This is a genomic window from Pseudomonas atacamensis (genome assembly GCF_017167965.1).
Taxonomy (GTDB): domain Bacteria; phylum Pseudomonadota; class Gammaproteobacteria; order Pseudomonadales; family Pseudomonadaceae; genus Aquipseudomonas; species Aquipseudomonas atacamensis.
Genome location: NZ_CP070503.1, coordinates 1,028,990 through 1,052,890, shown reverse-complemented (window position 1 = coordinate 1,052,890; position 23,901 = coordinate 1,028,990). Strand labels below are relative to the sequence as shown.

General features: G+C 60.5%; 23 protein-coding genes and 4 tRNA genes. 9 read left to right on the top strand and 18 right to left on the bottom strand.

Features of this window, described 5'->3' with window-relative positions:
- Positions 1 to 6: 6 nt before the first annotated feature.
- Both JWU58_RS04905 and JWU58_RS04900 read right to left on the bottom strand, forming a co-directional pair.
- Positions 7 to 222 (bottom strand): hypothetical protein, encoded by a 216-nt coding sequence (locus JWU58_RS04905; RefSeq protein ID WP_016773148.1) that lies wholly within the window; start codon positions 220 to 222, stop codon positions 7 to 9.
- A gap of 65 nt (positions 223 to 287) precedes the next feature.
- A complete protein-coding gene (locus JWU58_RS04900; protein ID WP_206421551.1) occupies positions 288 to 977 on the bottom strand; it encodes an energy-coupling factor ABC transporter permease in 690 nt (229 codons plus the stop codon).
- A 117-nt stretch (positions 978 to 1,094) separates the two neighbouring features.
- Here JWU58_RS04900 and JWU58_RS04895 point away from each other — a divergent pair, with 117 nt between their 5' ends.
- The 4 genes from JWU58_RS04895 (at position 1,095) to JWU58_RS04880 (ending at position 3,832) form a co-directional block, all read left to right on the top strand.
- A complete protein-coding gene (locus JWU58_RS04895) occupies positions 1,095 to 1,721 on the top strand; it encodes a DUF1780 domain-containing protein (RefSeq protein WP_007909887.1) in 627 nt (208 codons plus the stop codon).
- Positions 1,718 to 2,245 carry an MOSC domain-containing protein gene (locus JWU58_RS04890; RefSeq protein ID WP_016773146.1) on the top strand — a complete coding sequence of 176 codons (528 nt, stop codon included), beginning with the start codon at positions 1,718 to 1,720 and terminating at the stop codon, positions 2,243 to 2,245. The genes JWU58_RS04895 and JWU58_RS04890 overlap by 4 nt, the downstream gene beginning before the upstream one ends.
- A gap of 51 nt (positions 2,246 to 2,296) precedes the next feature.
- Entirely contained in the window at positions 2,297 to 2,470 is a 174-nt protein-coding gene (locus tag JWU58_RS04885; RefSeq protein ID WP_007909875.1) for a DUF3094 domain-containing protein, read from the top strand.
- 63 nt (positions 2,471 to 2,533) lie between these two features.
- Positions 2,534 to 3,832: an NAD(P)/FAD-dependent oxidoreductase gene (locus JWU58_RS04880; protein ID WP_016773144.1), complete on the top strand. Its 1,299-nt coding sequence runs from the start codon at positions 2,534 to 2,536 to the stop codon at positions 3,830 to 3,832.
- Between the two features lie 156 nt (positions 3,833 to 3,988).
- On the opposite strand, the gene JWU58_RS04875 is transcribed toward JWU58_RS04880, so the two are convergent.
- From JWU58_RS04875 to rluD, 8 genes are all read right to left on the bottom strand, one after another.
- Positions 3,989 to 5,614, bottom strand: a complete 1,626-nt coding sequence (locus JWU58_RS04875; protein ID WP_024014347.1) for a methyl-accepting chemotaxis protein — start codon at positions 5,612 to 5,614, stop codon at positions 3,989 to 3,991.
- A gap of 161 nt (positions 5,615 to 5,775) precedes the next feature.
- Positions 5,776 to 5,852 (bottom strand) — tRNA-Pro (locus JWU58_RS04870).
- Between the two features lie 97 nt (positions 5,853 to 5,949).
- Positions 5,950 to 6,025: transfer RNA gene (locus JWU58_RS04865), tRNA-Lys, on the bottom strand.
- A gap of 5 nt (positions 6,026 to 6,030) precedes the next feature.
- A tRNA-Pro gene (locus JWU58_RS04860) sits at positions 6,031 to 6,107 on the bottom strand.
- Between the two features lie 9 nt (positions 6,108 to 6,116).
- Positions 6,117 to 6,192: transfer RNA gene (locus JWU58_RS04855), tRNA-Asn, on the bottom strand.
- A gap of 297 nt (positions 6,193 to 6,489) precedes the next feature.
- Positions 6,490 to 9,054 carry an ATP-dependent chaperone ClpB gene (gene clpB / locus JWU58_RS04850; RefSeq protein WP_073475480.1) on the bottom strand — a complete coding sequence of 855 codons (2,565 nt, stop codon included), beginning with the start codon at positions 9,052 to 9,054 and terminating at the stop codon, positions 6,490 to 6,492.
- 130 nt (positions 9,055 to 9,184) lie between these two features.
- Positions 9,185 to 9,907 carry a peptidoglycan editing factor PgeF gene (gene pgeF, locus JWU58_RS04845; RefSeq protein WP_206421550.1) on the bottom strand — a complete coding sequence of 241 codons (723 nt, stop codon included), beginning with the start codon at positions 9,905 to 9,907 and terminating at the stop codon, positions 9,185 to 9,187.
- Positions 9,904 to 10,866 carry a 23S rRNA pseudouridine(1911/1915/1917) synthase RluD gene (rluD, locus tag JWU58_RS04840; protein WP_016773140.1) on the bottom strand — a complete coding sequence of 321 codons (963 nt, stop codon included), beginning with the start codon at positions 10,864 to 10,866 and terminating at the stop codon, positions 9,904 to 9,906. Before rluD ends, pgeF begins: the two co-directional genes overlap by 4 nt.
- A 151-nt stretch (positions 10,867 to 11,017) precedes the next feature.
- On the opposite strand from rluD, the gene JWU58_RS04835 reads away from it, so the two are divergent.
- From JWU58_RS04835 to JWU58_RS04820, 4 genes are all read left to right on the top strand, one after another.
- A complete protein-coding gene (locus tag JWU58_RS04835; RefSeq protein ID WP_016773139.1) occupies positions 11,018 to 12,034 on the top strand; it encodes an outer membrane protein assembly factor BamD in 1,017 nt (338 codons plus the stop codon).
- Between the two features lie 127 nt (positions 12,035 to 12,161).
- The gene (locus JWU58_RS04830) at positions 12,162 to 12,395 is read left to right on the top strand and encodes a PP0621 family protein (protein WP_016773138.1); all 234 of its coding nucleotides are present in this window, start codon (positions 12,162 to 12,164) and stop codon (positions 12,393 to 12,395) included.
- Entirely contained in the window at positions 12,385 to 13,974 is a 1,590-nt protein-coding gene (locus JWU58_RS04825) for a sensor histidine kinase (protein WP_206421549.1), read from the top strand. The genes JWU58_RS04830 and JWU58_RS04825 overlap by 11 nt, the downstream gene beginning before the upstream one ends.
- Complete coding sequence (locus JWU58_RS04820; protein ID WP_206421548.1) at positions 13,971 to 15,317, top strand: sigma-54-dependent transcriptional regulator; 1,347 nt, start codon at positions 13,971 to 13,973, stop codon at positions 15,315 to 15,317. The genes JWU58_RS04825 and JWU58_RS04820 overlap by 4 nt, the downstream gene beginning before the upstream one ends.
- Before the next feature lie 92 nt (positions 15,318 to 15,409).
- Here the strand turns inward: JWU58_RS04820 and thiO are convergent, their stop codons facing one another.
- The 7 genes from thiO to JWU58_RS04785 are packed head-to-tail and all read right to left on the bottom strand — an operon-like array spanning position 15,410 to position 22,180.
- Positions 15,410 to 16,510, bottom strand: a complete 1,101-nt coding sequence (thiO, locus tag JWU58_RS04815; protein ID WP_206421547.1) for a glycine oxidase ThiO — start codon at positions 16,508 to 16,510, stop codon at positions 15,410 to 15,412.
- Between the two features lie 57 nt (positions 16,511 to 16,567).
- Positions 16,568 to 16,969, bottom strand: coding sequence for a type IV pilin protein (locus tag JWU58_RS04810; protein WP_130902285.1), 402 nt, complete (start codon positions 16,967 to 16,969; stop codon positions 16,568 to 16,570).
- Between the two features lie 15 nt (positions 16,970 to 16,984).
- Positions 16,985 to 20,074, bottom strand: a complete 3,090-nt coding sequence (locus JWU58_RS04805; protein ID WP_206421546.1) for a pilus assembly protein — start codon at positions 20,072 to 20,074, stop codon at positions 16,985 to 16,987.
- Positions 20,061 to 20,540, bottom strand: coding sequence for a pilus assembly PilX family protein (locus tag JWU58_RS04800; protein WP_016773134.1), 480 nt, complete (start codon positions 20,538 to 20,540; stop codon positions 20,061 to 20,063). Before JWU58_RS04800 ends, JWU58_RS04805 begins: the two co-directional genes overlap by 14 nt.
- Before the next feature lie 10 nt (positions 20,541 to 20,550).
- Positions 20,551 to 21,264, bottom strand: coding sequence for a PilW family protein (locus tag JWU58_RS04795; protein WP_206421545.1), 714 nt, complete (start codon positions 21,262 to 21,264; stop codon positions 20,551 to 20,553).
- Positions 21,261 to 21,710, bottom strand: a complete 450-nt coding sequence (gene pilV / locus JWU58_RS04790; RefSeq protein WP_110603161.1) for a type IV pilus modification protein PilV — start codon at positions 21,708 to 21,710, stop codon at positions 21,261 to 21,263. The genes JWU58_RS04795 and pilV overlap by 4 nt, the downstream gene beginning before the upstream one ends.
- Positions 21,707 to 22,180 carry a GspH/FimT family pseudopilin gene (locus tag JWU58_RS04785; RefSeq protein WP_110603159.1) on the bottom strand — a complete coding sequence of 158 codons (474 nt, stop codon included), beginning with the start codon at positions 22,178 to 22,180 and terminating at the stop codon, positions 21,707 to 21,709. Before JWU58_RS04785 ends, pilV begins: the two co-directional genes overlap by 4 nt.
- Before the next feature lie 130 nt (positions 22,181 to 22,310).
- Here JWU58_RS04785 and JWU58_RS04780 point away from each other — a divergent pair, with 130 nt between their 5' ends.
- On the top strand, positions 22,311 to 22,880 hold the full coding sequence (locus JWU58_RS04780; RefSeq protein ID WP_130902283.1) for a GspH/FimT family pseudopilin: 570 nt from the start codon (positions 22,311 to 22,313) through the stop codon (positions 22,878 to 22,880).
- On the opposite strand, the gene ispH is transcribed toward JWU58_RS04780, so the two are convergent.
- The gene (ispH, locus tag JWU58_RS04775) at positions 22,837 to 23,781 is read right to left on the bottom strand and encodes a 4-hydroxy-3-methylbut-2-enyl diphosphate reductase (RefSeq protein ID WP_016773129.1); all 945 of its coding nucleotides are present in this window, start codon (positions 23,779 to 23,781) and stop codon (positions 22,837 to 22,839) included. The genes JWU58_RS04780 and ispH overlap by 44 nt on opposite strands.
- Positions 23,782 to 23,901 lie beyond the last annotated feature (120 nt).

Sequence of the window (23,901 nt, the reverse complement as noted above, 5' to 3'; positions counted from 1 at the left end):
CGCTGATCAGGGCCGCATAAAGCCGTAGTCCTGACTGTCGTCGAGGTTCTCCGCGAGAAAGCGCAACTCGTCGGCCAGGTCTTCGGCATTGCGCACGGCCTTGCTCTGCTGCACCACGGCGCTGAGCAGGGCGCGCAAACTCAGGCCCGGGTCAAAGCCCACCTCCTGCGCCAGCTCCAGACTCTGCCGGGTTTCCTGCCGCGCCCATTCGTACACGCCCATGCCACTGCTCCTGAAGGGATTTGCGCGAGCATGAAATCTCTGCGGCATGGCCGGTTTGATGTGGATCAAGACTTCGGATCGTCGTCCTTCCACGGCGCTGAAAGGTAACGGGTGCGGTTGAAGGTCTCCAGCCATTCCGGGCAGAACACCACCAACGCGCTGACAACCATGCCGTTGATAAAGGCCTCGGGAAACAGCAGCAACCACAGGTAGCCGACGAAATCTTCCAGCCATTCCGGCATGGCAAAGAGGCCGTCGTACCACAGCAACGTCAGGCTCAGAATCAGGCACAACAGGCCTGACAACGAAGCGGCGAAGAAACCGGAACAGAAGATGTAAACGAACGGATTTCGTGGCTGCGCACGCTCGACCAGAATCGCCACGCATTCGGTGATCAGCACTGGCAGCAGAATCAGCAACGCGCCATTGACGCCCACCGCAGCCAGGTCCTGACGCCCCAGCAGCACCAGCCCCATCTGCGCAACCAGCCCGCCGACGATCGCCAGCGGCCAATCTAACATCAGCGTCACCGCCGTCATGCCCATGAAGTGATAAGACACGCCGGTGTCGAAATCCCTGCGCACCAGCCACAGCAGAAATAGCGCGAACACCGTGCCGAACAGCAAGTGCTGCCGGCGACTGTCGCTGAACAGCTCGACCCATGGCGCACGCATGATCGCCCAGAGCAGCGCCGGCAGATAAATCAGCCAGCCGAGCGTCAGGCTTGCCGAGGACAGCAGTTCGGCACCGATCATGATTCCCTCACCTTCTCCATGGGCTTACCGCTTTGTCGCAGTCTACACCGCCGATGCATGTGCACCAGCCGATGCAAAGCTATCTGCTTGTCGCATTTGGACGCTAAGCTTGGGCTTATGGATGATTCAGATTATTTACGCCTGCTGACCATCGCGGCCGAGCAGGCCAATGCGTTCCTGTCCAATGCCCGCAAATGGGAGCGTGAGCGTTGGGTCTGCCAGCGCCTGCTGCAAGGTCTGAACATCCCCTACCGCGCCGACGAATTCGCCCCGGCCGGTGAGCCGCCGGACGTGTTGTTCCGCGATGCCAATTTCGAAGTTTTTTTCGTCCTCGATGAAGGCCGCCGTCTCAATGACGAGTGGCGCGACGAATTGCAGCGTCGGCGCAGCGCGTTTTCCCTGAGCCAACTGGTGCGCCGCGAAGCCAAACCCAAGCGCATCCCGGCCAATGAATTTCTCCTGCGTCTGGCGCCAACCCTGCGCAAGAAGGCGCACAACTACAAGGAACGCGGCATGGATCTGGGTGAGCTGGACATCATCGCCTTCGCCAGCCTCAAACGCGAAGTGCTGGATCTCAACAGTCACTTCCCGCCACCGACCGAATACCTGCGTCAGGGCTGGCGCTCGCTGTCGCTGGTCGGCCCGACATTCGCAAGGGTGCTGTTTGCTCATCCCGACGCGCCGGACTTTCTGCGCAGCAACCTCGGCCGCAGCATTGTGTTCGACGTGGGCATCAGCCTGTGACGCCGCTGCAGCAGTTGATCGCCGAGGTTCCGCAAACCGGTCGTGTGCGCTGGATCGGCGTGCGTCCAGAATCCCGCGGGCCGATGCTTGAGCTCGACGCGGTCGAGGCGCGGCTGGAGGCCGGGCTCACCGGCGACCACGCCCGCCCGGGTGTTCGCAATGCGCGACAGGTGACGCTGATTCAGTGGGAGCACTTGGCGGTGATCAATGCATTGATGGGCCGTCCCGCTGACCAGCCGGTCCGGCCTGAAGATCTGCGGCGCAATCTCGTTATAAGCGGAATCAATTTGTTTAGCCTGAAGGGGCGGCGCTTTCGCATCGGGCAAGCGATACTCGAAACCACTGGCTGGTGTCAGCCCTGCGCACGCTTGCAGAACAACCTCGGCCCGGGCACTTTTCAAGCCGTGCGCGGGCATGGCGGGATCACCGCCCGGGTGTTACAAAGCGGCATCATTCGTCTCGACGATAGCGTGTGCGTCGAACCGGTTCCGGACAGTGGCTACGCTGCGTTCAATCCGGGCTGAAAACCGCTGTAGCCTGTGCTCATTCAGTAACGTCTACCTGACGAGGCAAATATGACCAGCCGCCTGAACCCCGAAGACCAAAAGCATGTCGAAGAGTACCTGCAACTGTCCCAACACCGTGTCGAGCGCCGGCCTTTCCGGCCGTGGATGCTCCTGGTGCTGGTGCTGGCAGTGACCATTGGTCTGGGCCTGTTGAGCCGATTTATCAGTTACCTGACGTTATGAGCTGCCTTGCGCTCCCTCGGGTAACCGCACCGATTTCCTTTAAAAACCTTGCGAGTTATCCCTATGTCCCATCGTATTGTCATTGTCGGCGGCGGCGCCGGCGGTCTGGAGTTGGCTACCCGCCTGGGTAAGACTCTGGGCAAGCGCGGCACGGCCAGCGTGATGCTGGTCGACGCGAACCTGACCCACATCTGGAAGCCGCTGCTGCACGAAGTGGCCGCCGGTTCCCTGAACTCCTCCGAAGACGAACTCAACTATGTCGCCCAGGCGAAATGGAACCACTTCGAGTTCCAGCTCGGGCGCATGAGCGGGCTCGATCGCGCGCAGAAGAAAATCCAGTTGGCCGCGACCTATGACGAAAACGGCGTCGAGCTGGTGCCGGCGCGTGAAGTGGCTTATGACTCGCTGGTGATCAGCGTGGGCAGCACCACCAACGATTTCGGCACCCAGGGCGCGGCGCAGCATTGCCTGTTCCTCGATACGCGCAAACAGGCTGAGCGCTTCCACCAGCAATTGCTCAATCACTATCTGCGCGCCCACGCCGGGCAGACCGATGTGGTCGAGCAAATCAGCGTGGCCATCGTCGGCGCTGGCGCCACTGGCGTCGAACTGGCGGCAGAGCTGCACAACGCCGCCCATGAATTGGCCGCGTATGGTCTGGACCGGATCAAACCGGAAAACATGCACATCACGCTGATCGAAGCCGGCCCACGGGTGCTGCCTGCCCTGCCGGAGCGCATCAGCGGGCCGGTGCACAAGACCCTGGAAAAGCTCGGGGTCAATGTGATGACCAACGCAGCAGTCAGCGAAGTGACTGCCGACAGCCTGATCACCGCCGATGGCAACGAGATCAAGGCCAGCCTGAAAGTCTGGGCTGCCGGCATTCGCGCACCGGGTTTCCTCAAGGACATCGACGGTCTGGAAACCAACCGCATCAATCAGCTGCAAGTGCTGCCGACTCTGCAAACCACGCGCGACGAAAACATCTTTGCCTTCGGTGACTGCGCGGCCTGCCCGCAACCGGGTACCGATCGCAACGTGCCGCCACGGGCACAAGCGGCGCATCAACAGGCGTCGCTGCTGGCCAAGTCGCTGAAATTGCGCATCGAAGGCAAGACCCTGCCGGAGTACAAATACACCGACTACGGCTCGCTGATCTCGCTGTCGCGTTTTTCTGCTGTGGGTAACTTGATGGGTAACCTGACCGGCAGCGTCATGCTCGAAGGCTGGCTGGCGCGGATGTTCTATGTGTCGCTGTACCGTATGCACCAGATGGCGCTGTACGGGCCGTTCCGCACGGCGATGCTGATGCTGGGCAGCAAGATTGGTCGTGGCACCGAGCCGCGTCTGAAACTGCACTAAAACGCCAACCTGTGGGAGCGAGCCTGCTCGCGAAAGCGGTGGGTCTGTCAACACTGTCGTTGAATGATCCGGCCCCTTCGCGAGCAGGCTCGCTCCCACATCGTTTCGTGCTGTTCTCAAATCAGTGGGCGAAGGCCTGCAATGAATCGCTGTTCATCACAGCTGGAAGCGCCGCACCATGCCCTGTAGCGCATTGGCCAGTTGCGACAGTTCGTGGCTCGATGCGCTGGTCTGATCAGCCCCCGCAGCCGAACGCACCGACAGGTCGCGAATATTCACCAGATTGCGATCCACTTCCCGCGCCACTTGCGCCTGCTCCTCGGCGGCGCTGGCGATCACCAGGTTGCGCTCGTGAATCTCGTGCACCGACGCCGTGATCGTCACCAACGCCTCACCTGCCCGCTCTGCAAGAACCAGCGTGCTCGCCGCACGAGATGCGCTGGCCTGCATTGATTCCAGCGCCTGGCTCGAACCGCTGCGCATGCCTTGCACCATCTGTTCGATTTCCTGCGTCGATTGCTGGGTGCGATACGCCAGCGCGCGCACTTCGTCGGCTACCACCGCAAAGCCGCGACCGCTTTCACCGGCGCGTGCTGCTTCGATGGCAGCGTTGAGCGCCAGCAGATTGGTCTGCTCGGCGATGGCGCGAATCACGTCCAGAACCTTGCCGATGTCCTGCGACTGATTGGCCAGCGACTGCACCAGTTCACCGGTGTTCTGCACATCACTGGCCAGCGCATTGATCGCGCTGGCGGTTTCGCTGACGCGCTCCTGGCCCAATTGCGCCGATTGACTCGACTGGCGCGTGGCATCGGACGTCGACACCGCGTTGCGCGCGACTTCCTCCACCGCAGCGGTCATCTCATTGACCGCAGTGGCAGCTTGTTCGATTTCGTTGTTCTGCTCTTGCAGGCCTTGGGTGCTGTCGACGGTGACGGCACTCAGTTCGTCAGCGGCGGTGGCCAGTTGTGTGGCTGAGCCGCTGATACCTTGCAGCGTCTCGCGCAGGTTTTGTTGCATCGTCGCCAAGGCTTTGAGCAAGCGGCTGACTTCGTCGTTGCCATGGGTTTCGATCGGCCGCGTGAGATCGCCCTTGGCGACACTTTCTGCGGCATCCACGGCGCTGCTCAGCGGGCGCACGATACTGCGCGTGAGCAACATCGCCAGCGCCACCGTGGCCAGCGCTGCCAAGGCAATGAAAAGAGTAACGATGGTGCGCGAGGTTTCATAATGCGCGGCGGACTTCTCGCTTTCGGCAGCGACCTGGCGGGCGAACAGATCGGCGAGATCATTGAGCTGTTTGCCGGAGCCGTCGACCACGGTCTTCATGTCAACCAGGAGCAATTTGGTCAGCTCGTCACGCTTGCCTTGCTCGGCAAGGGTGAATGACTGGGCAATGCCAGTGCGATAGGCGGCGAAGGTTTTCTTGAACTGGTCATACAGCTGCCGGCCTTCGGCAGTGTCGACCAGTTTGTCGTAGGCGGCGATCTTCTCGCTCAGTTCCTTGTCGCGGGTGTCCATCTGGCCGCGATAGGTGGCGATATTGGCCGGATCCTGATCGAGCGCCATGCGCAGGGAGATGGTGCGGATGCGCAGCATCAGTTCGCGGATCTCGTCGCCGCCACGGATGCTCGGCAACCAACGGTTCTCCACCGCTACCTCACTGTCGCGAATGCTCGACATCTGTCCCAGCGCAAACACGCCGAGCAAGGCCACCAACACCGCGATCAGGGCAAATCCCAGGGCAGCCCGGGGAGCAATATTCAACTGACGAAGCAACATGACGAACGCCCTTATTCTTGTAATGGCCAGATCAAGGGGCGAAGCGTTGGCAGTCCCCTCGTGTTAGCGGGCTATCGGCAGGTTGTATGACGACTTGAAGGGATTCAGCTTTCGGCAGGCAAAAAAAATCCCCGTATCTTTCGATACGAGGATTTTCAATATGGTCGGGGTAAGGGGATTCGAACTCCTGACATCCTGCTCCCAAAGCAGGCGCGCTACCGGACTGCGCTATACCCCGGTAAAAAAAAGGCGACCTTTCAAAGATCGCCTTCTTCGATCAGCGCTTTTGGCCTCTGATCTTAAGATTCGATCCCAGCGCAAACTGGTTTCAAAAATGGTGGGTCGTGTGGGATTCGAACCTACGACCAATTGGTTAAAAGCCAACTGCTCTACCAACTGAGCTAACGACCCAAATATGGTCGGGGTAAGGGGATTCGAACTCCTGACATCCTGCTCCCAAAGCAGGCGCGCTACCGGACTGCGCTATACCCCGGTTTGAAATTGGCTCCGTGACCAGGACTCGAACCTGGGACCCAATGATTAACAGTCATTTGCTCTACCGACTGAGCTATCACGGAACTACATATTTCAATTTACAGCGGTGAAGCTTTGTTGCATCTCGCCACCCGTTCGCATCGCTGCGTTCGTGTGTCTGAGGCGCGCTATTCTACAACCTAGAACACCTCTGTCAACCCCCTAAATTGCTTTCAAGTTAATGATTTGCAACTTATTTCAGATTCCAACCCGGTGGGTTGAAACGCTGCCGGTGACTGACTGCGGGGCGCACTTTACAAGCCTTTTCCTTTGAGTTCAACAGCCTGGCGAAAAAAAGGCCTCGCAATGCGAGGCCTTCCCGGTTTCATTGCTGCTGAGGCTTAGCCGAAAACGATTTCGTCGTTCTCGACCTTGCCGGTGGCGGTGTCGCCAGGCATGAAATGACCCGACAGGATCAACTGTGCCAGCGGGTTTTCGATCCAGCGCTGGATCGCCCGTTTCAAAGGACGTGCGCCATACACCGGGTCGTAACCGACGGCGATCAGCTTGTCCATCGCTTCCGGGCTCAGCTCCAGCTTCAGCTCGCGCTCAGCCAGACGGCTGCGCAGGCGACCCAACTGGATCTCGGTAATCCCGGCGATCTGATCCCGCGCCAACGGCTCGAAGATCACCACCTCGTCGACCCGGTTGATGAACTCCGGACGGAAGTGCGACGTCAGCGCGTCCATCACAGCAGCGCGCTGCGCCTCGCGATCACCGACCAGCTCCTGGATCTGCATCGACCCGAGGTTGGAGGTCATCACGATCACCGTGTTGCGGAAGTCCACCGTACGCCCGTGACTGTCGGTCAGCCGGCCATCCTCAAGCACTTGCAGAAGGATGTTGAACACATCCGGATGGGCCTTCTCGACTTCGTCCATGAGGATCACCGAGTACGGCTTGCGACGCACCGCTTCGGTCAGATAACCGCCCTCTTCGTAGCCGACGTAGCCCGGTGGCGCACCGATCAGACGAGCCACGGAATGTTTCTCCATGAACTCGGACATGTCGATCCGCACCATCGCCTCTTCGGTATCAAAAAGGAATTCGGCCAAGGCCTTGCACAGCTCGGTTTTACCGACACCGGTAGGGCCGAGGAACATGAACGAGCCGCTCGGACGATTCGGGTCGGACAGCCCGGCGCGGGAACGCCGCACGGCGTTGGCCACAGCCACGACCGCTTCTTCCTGACCGATGACCCGTTTGTGCAACAGGCTCTCCATCTTCATCAGCTTGTCGCGCTCGCCTTCGAGCATCTTCGACACCGGGATGCCGGTCCACTTCGACACGACTTCGGCAATCTCTTCTTCAGTCACCTTGCTGCGCAGCAACTGGTTTTCGCTCTTGCCGTGCTGGTCGACCATTTGCAGGCTGCGCTCCAGATCGGGGATCACCCCGTACTGCAACTCCGCCATGCGATTCAGGTCGCCTTTGCGGCGTGCGGCTTCCAGTTCCTGGCGCGACTGTTCGATCTTCTGCTGGATCTGCGCAGAACCCTGCACCTCGGCTTTTTCCGAGTTCCAGATTTCTTCCAGATCCGAGTACTCACGTTCGTGACGCTCGATTTCTTCCTGGAGTTTTTCCAGGCGTTTCTTCGCTGCGTCGTCGCTTTCTTTCTTCAGCGCCTGGGATTCCACTTTCAACTGAATCAGGCGCCGCTCCAGACGATCGAGTACTTCCGGTTTGGAGTCGATTTCCATGCGGATACGGCTGGCGGCCTCATCGATCAAGTCGATGGCCTTGTCCGGCAACTGCCGATCCGTGATGTAGCGATGGCTGAGTTTCGCTGCGGCAATGATCGCGCCGTCGGTGATCGCCACCTTGTGGTGGACCTCGTAACGCTCCTTGAGGCCACGCAGAATGGCGATGGTGTCTTCTTCGCTCGGCTCGTCCACCAGGACTTTCTGGAAACGCCGCTCGAGCGCCGCGTCCTTCTCTATATATTGGCGATACTCGTTGAGCGTGGTCGCGCCGACGCAGTGCAACTCGCCGCGAGCCAGCGCAGGCTTGAGCATGTTGCCAGCGTCCATCGAGCCTTCGCCTTTACCAGCGCCGACCATGGTGTGCAGTTCGTCGATGAACAGAATGATCTGCCCTTCCTGCTTCGACAGTTCGTTGAGCAACGATTTCAGGCGCTCTTCGAACTCACCGCGATACTTGGCGCCGGCAATCAGCGCGCCCATGTCCAGCGACAGCAGGCGCTTGCCTTTAAGGCCATCCGGCACTTCGCCGTTGATGATGCGCTGCGCCAGCCCTTCGGCGATCGCGGTTTTACCCACGCCAGGCTCACCGATCAGCACCGGGTTGTTCTTGGTGCGGCGTTGCAGAACCTGAATGGTGCGGCGGATCTCGTCGTCACGGCCGATCACCGGATCAAGCTTGCCGTCTTCGGCGCGCTTGGTCAGGTCGACGGTGTATTTGTCCAAGGCCTGACGCGATTCTTCGTGGTTGGCGTCATTTACCGCTTCGCCACCACGCAGGTTGTTGATCGCGTTTTCCAGGGCTTTTTTGCTCACGCCTTGGCCGAGCAGCAACTTGCCGAGCTTGCTGTTCTCGTCCATCGCGGCGAGCAGCACCAGTTCGCTGGAGATGAACTGGTCGCCCTTCTGCTGAGCCAGACGGTCGGCCTGATTGAGCAGGCGCGCCAGATCCTGCGACATGTTGACGTCGCCGGTCGGATTCTGGATTTTCGGTAGTTGATCGAGCTCTTTGGTCAGCTCTTTACGCAAGCTGTTGACGTCGAAGCCTACTTGCATCAGCAACGGCTTGATCGAACCGCCCTGCTGTTCAAGCATGGCCTGCATCAAATGCGCCGGCTCGATGGCCGGATGATCGTGGCCAACCGCCAACGACTGGGCGTCGGACAGGGCCAACTGTAATTTACTGGTTAAACGGTCAATACGCATGGGTCACCTTCCTTTTGAGCAGGCCGGACCTAAGAAACCATCCTGAATAAAGAAACCTGCCAGATACCACTGTAGATGCGGTCGATTCTGGGAGATTCAAGCGTCGGAGAGTTGATGCAGATCAGAGAGTTTAGCGGGTGAGCCAAACAAGGGAGGCGAAACGACCGGTGCGCGACGCACGGCGGTAAGAGAAGAAGCGCGGGTCGGTCACGGTGCAGAAACCGCCACCATAAACAGCCGTGACACCCCGTTCAGCCAGACGCAGGCGCGCCAGCAGATAGATATCAGCCATGAACTTGCCGGCATTGTTGCTCGGTACGAACGCTTCTGCTGCTTCAGGCAGTTGATTGATGAAGACTTCCCGTACTTCCGGACCGACTTCAAAGGCTTTGGGGCCAATGGCCGGGCCGAGCCAGACCAGTACCTCGCCAGCAGGAACATCGAGGCTGTCGAGAGTTGCCTCAAGCACGCCCGCCGCCAGACCACGCCAACCGGCATGAGCGGCCGCGACACGCGTGCCGGCACGATCGCAGAACAATGCCGGCAAGCAGTCTGCCGTCATCGCCGTGCAGGCAATGCCCGGCGTTGCCGTCCAACTGGCATCTGCCGTCGCAACAATGCCCGGATCAGCATGAACCACGGCTATCCCGTGCACTTGCTGCAACCAGGCAGGCTGTATAGAGAAGCGCTCGGTCAGACGCCGACGGTTCTCGGCGACGGCTTCAGGACGATCATCAACGTGATCGCCCAGATTCAGGCTGTCGAACGGCGCCTCGCTGACACCACCCTCGCGGGTGGTGACACAGGCCCTGACGCTGGCCGGCGCAGGCCAGTCCGGCGTCAGCCAGTTCATCCGACGAAGGCCTCGCGATCCTGCTTGAGCAGGGTCAGCAGCCAGACGAAATCTTCCGGCAGCGGCGATTCCCAGCTCATGCGCTCACCGCTCGTCGGGTGATCAAGTTCAAGGAAGCGCGCGTGCAGCGCCTGACGCGGGAAGTGCTTGAGCGATTCCACCATGGTCGGGTTGGCCGCAGGCGGAATGCGGAAACGCCCGCCGTAGGCCGGATCGCCGACCAACGGGAAGTTGATGTGTGCCATGTGCACGCGGATCTGGTGGGTCCGACCGGTTTCCAGCTTCACCCGCACGTGAGTGTGGGAACGGAAACGCTCGAGCACGCGGTAGTGGCTGACGGCAGGCTTGCCGCCTTCCATCACTGCCATGCGCTGGCGTTGCTGGCCGTGACGACCGATCGGCGCATTGATCTTGCCACCGGCGGTGACCACGCCGATCACAATGCACTCGTAGATACGGCTGACGCTGCGGCTCTGCAATTGTGCGACCAGTTTGGTCTGCGCCTGAATGGTCTTGGCCACCACCATCAGACCGGTGGTGTCCTTGTCCAGACGATGCACGATACCGGCGCGCGGGACATTGATGATGTCCGGCACATGGTGCAACAAAGCGTTGAGCAGGGTGCCATCGGCATGACCGGCAGCCGGGTGCACCACCAGGCCCGCAGGCTTGTTGATCACCAGGATGTCGTCGTCTTCATAGACGATGTCGAGCTCGATGTCCTGGGCGATCCACTCGCCCTGGGCTTCCTGCTCGGCAGTCAGCTCAAGGACGGCACCGCCATGCACAATGTCGCGCGGGCGGATCACCGCCCCGTCCACAGTCAGGCGACCTTCTTTGATCCAGGCGGAAAGGCGCGAGCGTGAGTGCTCAGCGAAGAGTTGGGCGGCGACTTGATCGAGGCGTTGGCCGCCCAATTCGGACGGCACCTCTGCGCGAAGTTCAATTTTATCGGACATGCTCGGACTGGGCGTCGGCACAGCCTTTGGTTTCGGCTGCGCGCTTGTGGTTAAATACGGCGTCTTTTGCCCCGAGGCTTTTCAACGGGGCGCTCATCATAACAGGACGGCCCCGCCCAAGACAGCGGCCGTCATAGGGACGCAAGCCGCCATGCAAGTGAAACACCTGCTGCTGATCGCCATCCTCGCATTGACCGCTGCTTGCTCATCGAAGGAAGTCGTAGACGAAAACCTCAGCGAAGCCGAGCTGTATCAGCAGGCTCAGACTGACCTGGACAACAACAGCTACACCAGCGCCACAGCCAAACTGAAGGCTCTGGAGTCGCGATATCCGTTCGGTCGCTACGCCGATCAGGCTCAGCTGGAGTTGATCTACGCCAACTACAAGAACGCCGAGCCGGAAGCTGCAAAGTCTGCCGCCGAGCGTTTCATTCGTTTGCATCCGCAGCATCCGAACGTGGATTACGCGTACTACCTCAAGGGTCTGACTTCGTTCGACCAGGACGTCGGCCTGCTGGCGCGCTTCCTGCCGCTGGACATGACCAAGCGTGACCCGGGCGCCGCCCGTGACTCGTACAACGAGTTCGCGCAGTTGACCAGCCGCTACCCGAACAGCCGCTACGCGCCGGACGCCAAGCAGCGCATGATCTATCTGCGCAACCTGCTGGCGGCCTACGAAATCCACGTTGCTGACTACTACCTGACCCGTCAGGCTTACGTAGCCGCTGCCAACCGTGGCAAGTATGTCGTGGAAAACTTCCAGGAAACCCCATCGGTCGGCGACGGCCTGGCGGTGATGACCGAAGCCTACCAGCGTCTGCACCTCGACGATCTGGCCGCCACCAGCCTGGAAACCCTGAAGCTCAACTACCCGGATCACCCGAGCCTGCAAGATGGCCAGTTCGTGCCACGTGTAGCCGAGGCCGACAACCGTTCGTTCCTGAGCAAGGCGACTTTGGGCCTGATCGAATCGCGTCCACCGCTGCCGCCGGGCGAAACCCGCGCCAACCAAGACGTGCAGAAGCAGTTCCAGGACGCGAAGGATGCAATCCCGAACGAGCTCAAGCCTAAGGACGAAAACGGCGACGTGATCGAAGAGCCAGAGCCGGAATCCAGCGACACCGATCGCTCGTGGTTCAGCTACATGACCTTCGGCGTGTTCGACTGACCACACCGGCTGTACGAAAAAAGGGAGATCTGCGGATCTCCCTTTTTTATTGCCGCGCTTTAATAGGCTGTGCGCTGATCGGGTCCTTGGCTAAACTGCCGGATCATCAGTCGAAAAGCCGCTCATCATGCTTCGTTTATTGTTCTGGATTGCCCTGATCTTCGCCGCCATCTGGCTCTGGCGCAAATTCAAGGCCCCCGCCTCGTCCACCCGATCGCCGCGCGAACAGGATGCGCCGCCGATGGTGCGCTGCGCCCACTGCGGCGTGCACCTGCCGCGCGACCGCGCGCTGGGCAACCAGCAACTGTGGTATTGCAGCCAGGCTCATCTCGAGCAAGGCCCGGGCGCCAGTGGTCGCTGAGGCCGCCAACGCCGACCAGAAACAGGCGCAGCGTCTGCTGCGCCTTTATCACCTGTACCGTTTAAGTGTCGGCATCACTCTGGTGCTGCTGATCTCCAGCAACATGGACAACCGCCTGCTGACGTCGGCCAACGACGATCTGCTGCGCGGCGGCAGCTGGCTGTACCTGATCATCAACATGCTGCTGGTGGTGTTCCTTGAAAACACCCGGCGCCCGGCGCAGTTGTTCACCCTGGCGCTCGTCGATGTGCTGCTGTTGTGCGGCCTGTTCTACGCGGCGGGCGGCGTGGCCAGTGCGCTGGGCAATTTGCTGGTGGTCTCGGTGGCGATCAGCAACACCCTGCTGCGCCGACGCATCGGCCTGCTGATTGCCGCCATTGCGGCGATCGGCATTGTCGGCCTGAGCTTTCTGCTCGGGCTCAGCCGCCCCTTGAGCGCCAACGCCTACTTGCAAGCCGGCACCCTCGGCGCGCTGTGCTTCGCCGCCTCATTGCTGGTGCAAGGGCTGATCCGCCGCCTCGAAGTCAGCGAAACCCTGGCCGAACAGCGCGCCAGCGAGGTGGTCAGCCTGGAGGCGCTGAACGCATTGATCCTGCAACGCATGCGCACGGGGATTCTAGTGCTCGACGAGCAACGCCGGGTGCAACTGGCCAATCACAGTGCGCAGAGTCTGCTCGGCCATAGTCACCTGCAAGGTCATTTGATCGACGAATATTCGCCAGCACTGGTCGAGCGTCTGCAACTGTGGCGCAACAACCCGACCTTGCGCCCGCAGAGCCTGAAAATCCCCGGCAATGGCCTTGAGCTGCAACCCAGCTTCATCGCCCTTGAGCAGAGTCCGAACCAGCAGACGCTGGTGTTTCTCGAAGACCTGGCGCAAATCACCCAACAGGCGCAGCAACTCAAGCTCGCTGCGCTCGGGCGTTTGACCGCCGGCATCTCCCATGAAATTCGCAATCCACTGGGCGCGATCAGTCATGCCGCGCAGCTGTTGGCCGAGTCCGAGGAACTCGATAGCGCAGATCGGCGTCTGACGCAGATTATTCAAGACCACTCCCAGCGCATGAACCGAGTCATCGAAAACGTCCTGCAACTGTCCCGCCGCCAGCAAAGCGCGCCGCAACGGCTGGACCTCAAGCCGTGGCTGGAAGACTTCGTCGGCGAAATCCGCGAGCAGGCCAACGAGCGCCAGCACATTCATCTGCGGATCAATTCCGGCGATTTCACCACGCTGATGGACCCCAACCAATTGCGGCAGATTCTCGACAATCTGATACGCAACGCCTGGCGTCACAGTGCGCAACTGCACGAGCAGGCCGACGTCTGGCTGGCACTGTTCGTCGACCCCGACAGCCAATTGGCAGTGCTCGAAGTGCAGGACAACGGCCCCGGTGTGTCGGCCGATGAACAGGCGCATCTGTTTGAGCCGTTCTTCACTACCAGCAGCAAGGGCACCGGTCTTGGCCTTTATCTGTCCCGTGAGCTGTGCGAAAGCAATCAGGCACGCCTAGACTTCAAATCACGCCAAGGCGGCGGCTGCTTTTGCATCACTTTTGCTCACGGACGGAAACAAAGTTGAATACAAGCCCACGGCAAAAAATTCTAATCGTCGACGACGAACCGGATATCCGCGAGCTCCTGGAAATCACCCTGGGACGGATGAAACTGGAGACCTTCAGCGCACGCAATCTGGGCGAAGCTCAGGCGCTGTTGCAGCGCGAGCACTTTGACCTGTGCCTGACCGACATGCGCCTGCCCGACGGCACCGGGCTGGAGCTGGTGCAACACATTCAGCAACGCGATCCACACCTGCCGGTGGCGATGATCACTGCGTACGGAAGCCTGGAAACGGCTATCAATGCGCTGAAGGCCGGGGCGTTCGACTTCCTCACCAAACCGGTGGAACTGCCGCGCTTGCGCGAACTGGTCAGCTCGGCGCTGCGCCTGCCGACAGCGGGCGGCTTGAGCACGGCAATCGAGCGACGCTTGCTGGGCGACTCGCCGCCGATGGCCAATCTGCGCAGGCAGATCGACAAGCTCGCACGCAGTCAGGCACCGGTGTACATCAGTGGTGAATCCGGCAGCGGCAAAGAACTGGTCGCGCGTCTGATCCACGAACAAGGTCCGCGCGCCGGCCAACCCTTTGTGCCGGTGAACTGCGGGGCGATTCCATCGGAGCTGATGGAAAGCGAATTTTTCGGCCACCGCAAAGGCAGTTTCACTGGAGCCGTCGAAGACAAGCCGGGGCTGTTTCAAGCGGCCCATGGCGGCACTCTGTTTCTCGATGAAGTCGCCGACCTGCCACTGTCGATGCAGGTGAAGCTGCTGCGGGCGATCCAGGAAAAAGCCGTGCGCAGCGTCGGCGGCCAGCAGGAAACAGTGGTCGACGTACGCATCCTTTGCGCCACGCACAAAGACCTTGAAGCCGAAGTTTCGGCCGAACGCTTCCGCCAGGATCTGTATTACCGGCTCAACGTCATCGAACTGCGTGTGCCGTCCCTGCGCGAACGCCGTGACGACATTGAGGCGCTTGCCATGCACGTGCTCAAGCGCCTGGCCAAAGACACCGGACAACCCGAAGCGCGCCTGCACCCGCAAGCGCTGGAGGCGCTGAAGAACTATCGCTTTCCCGGCAATGTACGCGAACTGGAGAACGTCCTCGAACGCGCGCACACCCTGTGTGAAAACCGCACGATCGAGGCGCAGGATCTGCGTTTGAGCGAAGGCAATTGCACGGCGGACGGGGCGATGGCCGATCTGACGCAGGTCGACAATCTTGAGGATTATCTGGAGAGCGTCGAGAGGAAGCTGATTTTGCAGGCGCTGGAGGAAACCCGCTGGAACCGCACGGCGGCGGCGCAGCGGTTGAGTCTGTCGTTTCGGTCGATGCGTTATCGGCTGAAGAAATTGGGCCTGGATTAAAGGCCCCTTCGCGAGCAGGCTCGCTCCCACATTTGGAATGAGTACTCCTGTGGGAGCGAGCCAGCTCGCGAAGGCGGTCTACCCGCCTCTGACTAAATCCGGCCCTCAGGCGCATACGGCGCCGGATCAATAATCGGCGCCCGCCCCAGCATCACGTCAGCAAATAGCTGACACGATGCCGGCGCCAGCACCAGCCCGTTGCGGTAATGCCCGCAGTTCAGCCACAACCCCTCGAACCCCGGCACCCGGCCAATAAACGGAATGCCCTCCGGCGACCCCGGCCGCAGCCCCGCCCAGTGCCCGACCACTTCGGCATCCGCCAGCGCCGGCAACAACTCGATGGCCGAAGCCTTGAGGCTTTGCAGCGCTACATCGGTCGGGGTCTTGTCGTAACCTTCGTGCTCCAGCGTGCTGCCGATCAGAATGTGACCGTCGCGACGCGGGATCGCATATCGCCCCTTGGCCAGCACCATGCTTGGCAGGAAATCAGCCGCGCACTTGTAGAGAATCATCTGGCCTTTGACCGGTTCGACCGGCAGCGTCAGGTTCAGCGTCTTGAGCAGATCACCGCTCCACGCTCCCGCTGTCAGCACAATCTGATCGCCGTTGATCACGCCCGTCGGAGTCTGCACGCCGACCACGCGCTCGCCCTCGCGGACGAAGCCACTGACTTCGCATTGCTCATGAATCGTCACATTCGGCAGCGCCAGCAGCGCGGCTTTCAGCGATTTGACCAGCCGTGGATTGCGCACGTTGGCGACATCGGCCATGTAGATCGCCCGGCTGAAACCGCTGCCGAGCACCGGCACCGCGTCATGCGCCGCCGAGATATCCACAGCCCGCAGCGGCCGATTTTCCCGCTCGGCCCAGGCCAGGGCTGCGGCATCATCGTCCAGATCCAGCCAATACAGGCCAGTGGTGTGCACCTCAGGATCAACCCCCGTGTCGGCAAACAAGCGCTGGCCGAGCTGTGGATAAAAGTCCTGCGACCAATGCGCCAGCGCGGTGACTGCCGGACTGTAGCGCCACGGGTATAACGGCGAGACGATGCCGCCGCCAGCCCAGGACGATTCCTGGCCGACATTCGAGCGATCCAGCAGCACCACGCTGCGCACTTCGGAGGCGAGATTGTAGGCAGTGAGCAGGCCAATCACCCCGCCGCCGACAATCACCACTTGCTGTTGCCTGGTCATGTTTGATCCAACCGTAAAAAAGACAGTGGGCACAAAAAGCGCCCGAAAAAGAATACGTCAGCGGCCCCAGCAATCCTTGGCGGTCACTCCGGTGGTCGCGTTGTTCATGCTTCGCACGCCGGTGTTGGTCAGGGTGAAATCCCCGCATTTGTCGGTGGCCATGGCCGAGCCGGTTTTACGCACCGCAGTCAGCACAAAGGTCTGGTCGGTCAGCGTCGGGGTGATGGTGTAGAAATCATTGCCCGTGCTCAGTCCGGTGACGCCGGTGTAGACATTGTTGCGGGTGTAGAAACGCTCGAGGGTCTGCGCCTGCTCCGAGAGCAGCGAAACCACTTCGGCGCGACGGCCCTTCTTCACGTATTCGTTGTAGCTGGGAATGCTGATGGTGAGGATGATCCCGATAATCGCGATAACGATCATGATCTCGATCAGGGTAAAACCTCGGCTGGTTCTGCGCATGCCTCAAATTCTCGCTTACTGGATTTGTCGCCACATGATACGACGGCTGCCACCGCCACCCTTCTCTACAATGGTGGTGATGACGCCACTGGTGTCGGTCACGACCTTTCCCGTACCACCGGCGGAAATGACGTTAAGGGTCGGAATGCCGCCGGTAAAAATCACGCCGCTGGATATCGTATCGTTGCTGTCGACCAAACGGTCGCCGGTGGTGTCGATCACGGCGTAGTTGAGCATCTTACCGTTGAACGCATCGAGTTCGACCAGTCGGCCCGTACCAAAGCTCGAACACGGGTCGGTGGTATCGACGCTGGCGGTGGTGAAAACAACTCGCCCCAACACAAGACTGGCCTGATTGATCACGCGCTCGCCGGTCAGCACGTTGTTATACACCAGCGGCAGATACCAGCCTTTCTCTGCCGGATAGGTCGTTTCATTCTGGCTGGTGGTCAGAAACTGCCCGGAACTGCCGGCGAACGAGCCGGTAATCGCCTGTGCCTGCAAACTGCTGACGGTGATTTGTCCGGCCCCACCCTCTGCATCCCAGATTGAATAGAACGCTTGCAGATCCTTGTTGGTCTTGTCGGCAGTCTCGTTGAACTTGCCGGTGCCAAAGAACACTTGCTTGCCGCCCTGGGGGTTGTCCGCCAGCAGCGGTTGCGCGGTGATCGGCTGCGTTGCCCCACCCGGGGCTGTAAACAAGGGCTTGCCGGCAAACGCCACGCCCCAGCTTTCTGCCCCGGGTGCGCTCAAGTCGAATTTCCACATACGCCCCTTCAGGTCACCAGCGTAGGCAGCCTGCACCACGTTCGAGGAATTGACCCTGAGTTTTACCGAAGACAGACCGTTAGTGGTTTCCGTGCTGTCGATGACGATTTTCCTGATCAGCGAACCGTCCATTGCATCCAGTACATACAACGCTGCAACCCCCGAATTGCTGCCGTAACCATTGGCGACGAATGTCGCCCAGCGACCATTGGCCAAGCGTGCCACTTCCGGACGCGCGTAGGCGTAACCCAGATCATTGAAAGCATTCGACGCATTTGCCGTAGCCGGCGCACTGACTTCCCACAGTGCCTTGATCACGTTGCCTGCCGAGGCATCGAACAGTTGCAGCCCATAGAAGGTTTTGCCACCGGCCCCCGTTCCGCCAATGGCCAGGGTTTTCCAGGTGGTGCCAGCCTGCGCATCGAACACGCCGACCTGACCATCCACGAGAAACTTGTGGCTGACGCCGTTGACGTAATTGGTATCCGCAATCAGCCGCAACGAAGGCAGCACGCTGGAAGGCATGTAGGCATAACGGCGGGTGCCGTTCGCCGAATTGATCACGTTGACGAAACCGTCGTTGGCGTTCACCACCAGACTGGTATTCATGTTCGCAGTCTTGGTGGTCAGGTAGTTGGTGTAACTGCTGTCACCCGTCAGATCGGATGCGGTCTTGTCCGAAGGCGACGCGAGCACCAGCGGCGAATTGATGATGTCGCCCAGCAGCGCAGTGCGCACTTTGAGCCCTGCCCTGTTGGTCCCTTTGCTCCACTCCACCAGTTCAGTGCCGCTGATACCGGTGGGTAGGCCCTGATTCAACGTGTTCTGCTGGGCTGGGGAAAAGCTGCCGAATGCCAGAGCAATGGGCGTGTTGCTCAAGGTGTTCCATGACTGGAAAGTCGGCGCTGTGGCAGAGGGCACGATGGTGGTGTCGGTCGACCATTGCGCCGTCGAGGTATTTACCGTGCCGGTCGAGGTAAAGCCGAACGACCTGATCGTGCCGCGCCAATCCTTGGGATCGTAGGTTGTCTGGTAAAAACTGCTGCCACTGGTCAACGTACTGCTGCTGGCAACACCGGCACCACCGGAGCCGGCCTTGGAAGTGATATCGCTCAGTGCCGACGATAACGCCGCATTGAGCCCGGAGCTGTCGGTCGCCTGGTAATACCTGCCCTGCCCGTAACTGGCGGCGTCGGACAACATATCGTTATCCGCAGCGAAACCCACGGTGTAGGTGTTCATGTTCTGCCCGGGAAAATCCAACGCGTTCCAGCTCTTGCCGGCGGCGTCGGTGCCGGTCGAACGCATGTCGATGTCGAAGGCGAATTTGGCGATGTCATCCAGATACAGCGTGTCACCTTCGCCGTCACCGTTGAGGTTGTCGCCATCGTTATTCACGCCATCCCAGTTCGGTAAGCGACTGCCTCCCAGCGGATCGTTGGTCGGGAAGGTACGGTCATAGGTCGGCAAGCCATCGGTAATCACCACGCCGTAGTTTTTCTGGCAGCGGTATTGAATCGGACTGGTATAGGTCGCCGGTGTGCCGTTGTAGTAAGGCGCCAAGCCACGCATGTAGCGCGTGACTTCGTAATAGCTCTCGGCCAATGGCGTGTTGGCCACGGCGTTCAAGCCGTTGATCGATGAGATCAGCGCGTTGTAGTTGGTGTCTGCCTGGGCCTGGGTGACGCTGCCCGCGACGGGTGACAAATCGGTGATCGAGCGGGCGATGAAACCGCCGTTGCCCGGGTTGCTGCTTGTCGCCGGATTGAATGTCGACAGGCCCATGCGCAAGGTGCGGTTGCTGCTCACCAGTGCAGTGGAAACGTTGCGCGCCACGTTCATCCGGTAATCGTTGGGAATCGCCCCCGTGGTGAAGTCGCGGGTGCCGTTGCTGTTGGCGAGGCTGACTATGTAGGAAATGTAATCGGCGGAATACCGAGTGTTCTCATTGCCTACGGGGTCGGGCAGTTTCAGGCACAAGGGCGCCACGCTGTTGTTGTAGAACGCATAGGCGCCTCCCGAGCAACCGGAAGTCGGCAGGCTCGATAGAAACACCGTGTCGCCGGTAATCTGCGGCGCATTGAGTGCAGAGCACAAGCCGAGGAAGGCATTGCACTGCCGGGCTGGAGTGCGGTTGACGTTCGGGTCGAATCCGGCGGCGTAAATGATGCTGTTCATACTCCCCGAATCATCGATCAGCAGCATCACGTTCGGCGCCACCGCTGCCGCGCTCAGCAGCGGCGAATCGGAAGGCGTGAAAGCCCAGGCCGGTGCCGCCAGGTAGCTACTCAGCAGCATGCCGATCAGCAGCGACAGGCCGCGCTCAATACTTCGCATAGACACTCTCCACCACGCTACGCGAATTGCCGGCGATGCCGACCGCAGTGACTCGATACAACGTCGCCGAAGTGTTACTTGGCACGTTCACCGCCGTCAGGGTCGTGCCGATGTTCTGCACGCCATAAAAGCCATTACCGGCAGCGATCCACGTCACCCCGGAGGTCGAATTGAAACCTGCCGAGCTGACCGATGACGATTCCGCCGGCGGCAGACATTGGCTCGTGCCGCTGCACACCGCCAACGAATAACTGTCCAGTTGTACTGCGCTTTCGCCGACACGCAATGCAGCTTCGGCCGCCTGAAACGATTGATTGCGCAAGCTGACGCTGCCGGCCATTTTCTCTTGCAGGTTGGCGCTCTGCATCGAGGACAAACCGATCAATGTCAGCAACAGCAGAAACACCAGACTGACCAACAAGACCATGCCGCGCTGGGCCTGACGTTGTTGCAAGGAAATCCTCATCGCCGCCCCCTCATGGCAAGCGGTTGCGCAATGCCGCAACCACGTTGAAGGTTTGATCGCGCACCCGATTGTTCGGGTCGGTGAGGGTCAGGCTCAGGCGCACACTGCGGATGCGCGCCGGATCGCCAGGGTTGCTGCTGTAGGTTGAAGCTGCGACGTCGGTCGCCGAACTGGCCAGACCGAATGTGACGTTGAAGGCGCTGACATTGTTGACCAGCACTTGCTGCGCCGGATTGCCGCTGCCAGTGCCCATGAGGATCTGGTTATTGCTGAAGCTGTAGATCAGGCGCCGGATCGGGAACGCGATCTGCCCCGTGGTCGGGCTGCGCAATCCGCTGTAGGCGACCGCGCTGTTGCGGCAATCGGAAATCACCGTCCAGGTCGGCGTCCCCCCGCCGCTGCCGACATCGGCAGTGACTATGGTCAGCTTGAGACTGGCGTTATCCCAGTTGATCGGGATGAGTTGCGCGGTGTTGAAATCCCCTGCAGAACTGGAGTCGACGATGGTGCCGAGGCAGCCGAACATGCCGACCATACGAATTTCCTGAATCATTTTGCTGAGAACGAAGCGCGCGTCTTCCTGCATCGCTGCGGCGCTGTTCTGACTGACGTAAGTGTTTTTTGCGGCGATGAAAATCTGTACCACACCAAGCACGACGATCAGCCCCAAAGCCAGAGCAATCAGCAACTCGATCAGGCCGAAACCACGGCTGGTGTGCTTCATGGTGTGGCCACCGGATCGACCGCCGCCCGGCTGGTCAGGACGAAACTGCGCTGGGCACTGGCAGCGTTCGCCGCGCGCGCATCGCTCCAGGTAATGGTGATGGTGTAGACCCGTTGATTGAGGGTGATGCTGCCCGTCGCGGTCGGACCGCCGAAGTTGGCGATGTTGGTGGTGAAATCGTAGAGATCCTGGTCCCGCGCATTATTGAAATTGCCCGAGGTCGGTGGCGTAACGGTGTAGTTGGCGCCGGAATTGGCGCGGATGCGATCCATCATGTCATAGGCGATGAAGCTGGCCTGACTGGTCATCCGCGAACTGTCGGTGTACTTCAGCGCATTGAGCTGCACCGCCGCTGCGCCCAACAGCCCGACGGTGAGAATCAGCAGCGCGACCAGCACTTCGATCAGCGTCATGCCCTCCTGTGCGTTTTTGCTCCCTGCCCTCATCCGCAATTTCCACCCAGTTGAATGCGTCCGTTCAAACACACGTTCAGCGTCCTGCTTTGCGTGCCCAGCGTGTAACCGATGACCACCGCCATCGACGGTGCCGCCAGACCACCAAGATTGTTGAAATCCAGTGCGGTCACTCCTGAGGGTAGCGTCAGAGTCGCGCCACTGCTCATCGCTGGAACAACCCGCAACACATTGGCCGGATTGCCAGTACTGTCGTAGACCGCCAGCTCACCGGTCCAGACACTGCCGCCGGCGGTCGGACGCAGACGCGTGGTCACGCCGCGATTGATTGCCTCGAGGCGAGCGAAATTGATCGCGCGCTGCAAGTCGCCGACTTCGGTATCCGCCCTGCTGCTCTGGATCGTACGGGTAAAGGCCGGCACCGCCAGCGTGATCAGTATCAGGAACACCGCGATGGCGACCAGCAACTCGACCAGCGTGAAACCTTTTGTACGAAGATCCATCGGTGCCCTCCGTTGCCGTCGGCTATACCTGCTTTTACACGCTAGAACATTCGCTCGGCACGCGCCGACTGATTTGCCCTGCGCGGCGCACGGATTGCGCTGCTCATACCATTCCACGGAGGGATTTTTCATGCCGCAACACGGTTTCAGCCTGATTGAACTGCTTATGGGACTGGCGATTGGCGCAATTGTTCTGCTGCTGGTCAGCCCGGCGTTCGCCGCGCTCAAGCAAGCGACTCAACGCGACCACGCAGCGCAGTCGCTGCTCGAAGGCATCCGCCACGCTCGCACACTGGCCATCACGCACAATCAGAGCGTGGTGATCCATGGCATCGACGGTGACTGGAGTCAGGGTTGGCGGATCATTCTGGATCGAAGCGGTAGGGGGCCGGAGGACAGCAGCAATCCGCTGCTGGTGGAGCGCGCCAGTGAGGCGAAAGTGCCGATTGTCGGCAACTGGTGGGTGAGCCGCTATGTGCGGTTCAGTCATCTGGGGCAGCCACTGATGCCGGGGCGGCGATTTCAGGCGGGGACGATACACATCTGCTCGCCGCGCGAACCGGTCAGCCAGCGGCAGATCGTGCTGGCGGCGACCGGTCGCGTGCGCCTGGGCAGTCAGGAAACCGAGCAGGCGCTGTGCGACAAAGGCAGAAGCGTCAGATCGAACGGACGCGCAGCTCTTTCGGCATCGAGAACGTGATGTTCTCCTCACGGCCAGCCAGCTCGTCGGCACCGGTCGCACCCCAGGCCTGCAATTGCTGGATCACGCCCCGGACCAGCACTTCCGGCGCCGAGGCGCCAGCGGTAATGCCGATGCGCTCGACGCCGTCGAACCAGCTCTGTTGCAGGTCCTCGGCACCGTCGATCAGGTACGCCGGAGTCGCCATGCGCTCAGCCAATTCGCGCAGACGGTTGGAGTTGGAACTGTTCGGGCTGCCGACCACCAGCACCACGTCGCACTCGTCGGCCAGTTGCTTGACGGCGTCCTGGCGGTTTTGTGTGGCGTAGCAGATGTCGTCCTTGCGCGGACCACCGATGGCCGGGAAGCGCGTTCGCAGGGCATCGATCACACGGCTGGTATCGTCCATCGACAAGGTTGTCTGGGTGACGAAGGCGAGTCTTTCCGGATCGCGCACCTGCAGTGCGGCCACGTCCTTTTCGTCTTCAACGAGGTAGATCGCGCCGCCATTGCTGGCGTCGTACTGGCCCATGGTGCCTTCGACTTCCGGGTGACCGGCGTGGCCGATCAGGATGCACTCACGACCGTCGCGGCTGTATTTGGCGACTTCGATGTGCACCTTCGTCACCAGCGGGCAGGTTGCATCGAATACTTTCAGGCCACGACCGGCAGCTTCGTTGCGTACGGCTTGGGAAACACCGTGGGCGCTGAAGATGACGATCACGTCATCGGGTACCTGATCGAGCTCTTCGACGAAAATCGCGCCACGGCTGCGCAGGTCTTCGACGACGAACTTGTTGTGCACCACTTCGTGACGCACATAGATTGGCGGCCCGAAGACTTCAAGGGCGCGGTTGACGATTTCGATCGCCCGGTCCACACCGGCGCAGAAGCCACGGGGGTTGGCGAGTTTGATTTGCATGCTGTGCCTCGTGTCTTGCGCGCGAAAACAATGGAAAACAGACTGTGGAGACCTACTTGTTGTGGCGAGGGGATTCATCCCCGCTCGGCTGCTTAGCAGTCGTAGACCGTCAACGGACTT

Excerpts from the sequence above, each read along its gene's own strand:
- clpB (WP_073475480.1), bottom strand. The coding sequence starts at position 9,054 with ATGCGTATTGACCGTTTAACCAGTAAATTACAGTTGGCCCTGTCCGAC.
- JWU58_RS04830 (WP_016773138.1), top strand. The coding sequence starts at position 12,162 with ATGCTTCGTTTATTGTTCTGGATTGCCCTGATCTTCGCCGCCATCTGG.
- JWU58_RS04805 (WP_206421546.1), bottom strand. The coding sequence starts at position 20,074 with ATGCGAAGTATTGAGCGCGGCCTGTCGCTGCTGATCGGCATGCTGCTG.
- JWU58_RS04875 (WP_024014347.1), bottom strand. The coding sequence starts at position 5,614 with ATGTTGCTTCGTCAGTTGAATATTGCTCCCCGGGCTGCCCTGGGATTT.
- ispH (WP_016773129.1), bottom strand. The coding sequence starts at position 23,781 with ATGCAAATCAAACTCGCCAACCCCCGTGGCTTCTGCGCCGGTGTGGAC.
- JWU58_RS04795 (WP_206421545.1), bottom strand. The coding sequence starts at position 21,264 with ATGAAGCACACCAGCCGTGGTTTCGGCCTGATCGAGTTGCTGATTGCT.
- thiO (WP_206421547.1), bottom strand. The coding sequence starts at position 16,510 with ATGACCAGGCAACAGCAAGTGGTGATTGTCGGCGGCGGGGTGATTGGC.
- JWU58_RS04880 (WP_016773144.1), top strand. The coding sequence starts at position 2,534 with ATGTCCCATCGTATTGTCATTGTCGGCGGCGGCGCCGGCGGTCTGGAG.
- rluD (WP_016773140.1), bottom strand. The coding sequence starts at position 10,866 with ATGTCCGATAAAATTGAACTTCGCGCAGAGGTGCCGTCCGAATTGGGC.
- JWU58_RS04885 (WP_007909875.1), top strand. The coding sequence starts at position 2,297 with ATGACCAGCCGCCTGAACCCCGAAGACCAAAAGCATGTCGAAGAGTAC.
- pgeF (WP_206421550.1), bottom strand. The coding sequence starts at position 9,907 with ATGAACTGGCTGACGCCGGACTGGCCTGCGCCGGCCAGCGTCAGGGCC.
- JWU58_RS04835 (WP_016773139.1), top strand. The coding sequence starts at position 11,018 with ATGCAAGTGAAACACCTGCTGCTGATCGCCATCCTCGCATTGACCGCT.
- JWU58_RS04895 (WP_007909887.1), top strand. The coding sequence starts at position 1,095 with ATGGATGATTCAGATTATTTACGCCTGCTGACCATCGCGGCCGAGCAG.
- JWU58_RS04810 (WP_130902285.1), bottom strand. The coding sequence starts at position 16,969 with ATGCGCAGAACCAGCCGAGGTTTTACCCTGATCGAGATCATGATCGTT.
- JWU58_RS04900 (WP_206421551.1), bottom strand. The coding sequence starts at position 977 with ATGATCGGTGCCGAACTGCTGTCCTCGGCAAGCCTGACGCTCGGCTGG.
- pilV (WP_110603161.1), bottom strand. The coding sequence starts at position 21,710 with ATGAGGGCAGGGAGCAAAAACGCACAGGAGGGCATGACGCTGATCGAA.
- JWU58_RS04905 (WP_016773148.1), bottom strand. The coding sequence starts at position 222 with ATGGGCGTGTACGAATGGGCGCGGCAGGAAACCCGGCAGAGTCTGGAG.
- JWU58_RS04785 (WP_110603159.1), bottom strand. The coding sequence starts at position 22,180 with ATGGATCTTCGTACAAAAGGTTTCACGCTGGTCGAGTTGCTGGTCGCC.
- JWU58_RS04800 (WP_016773134.1), bottom strand. The coding sequence starts at position 20,540 with ATGAGGATTTCCTTGCAACAACGTCAGGCCCAGCGCGGCATGGTCTTG.
- JWU58_RS04780 (WP_130902283.1), top strand. The coding sequence starts at position 22,311 with ATGCCGCAACACGGTTTCAGCCTGATTGAACTGCTTATGGGACTGGCG.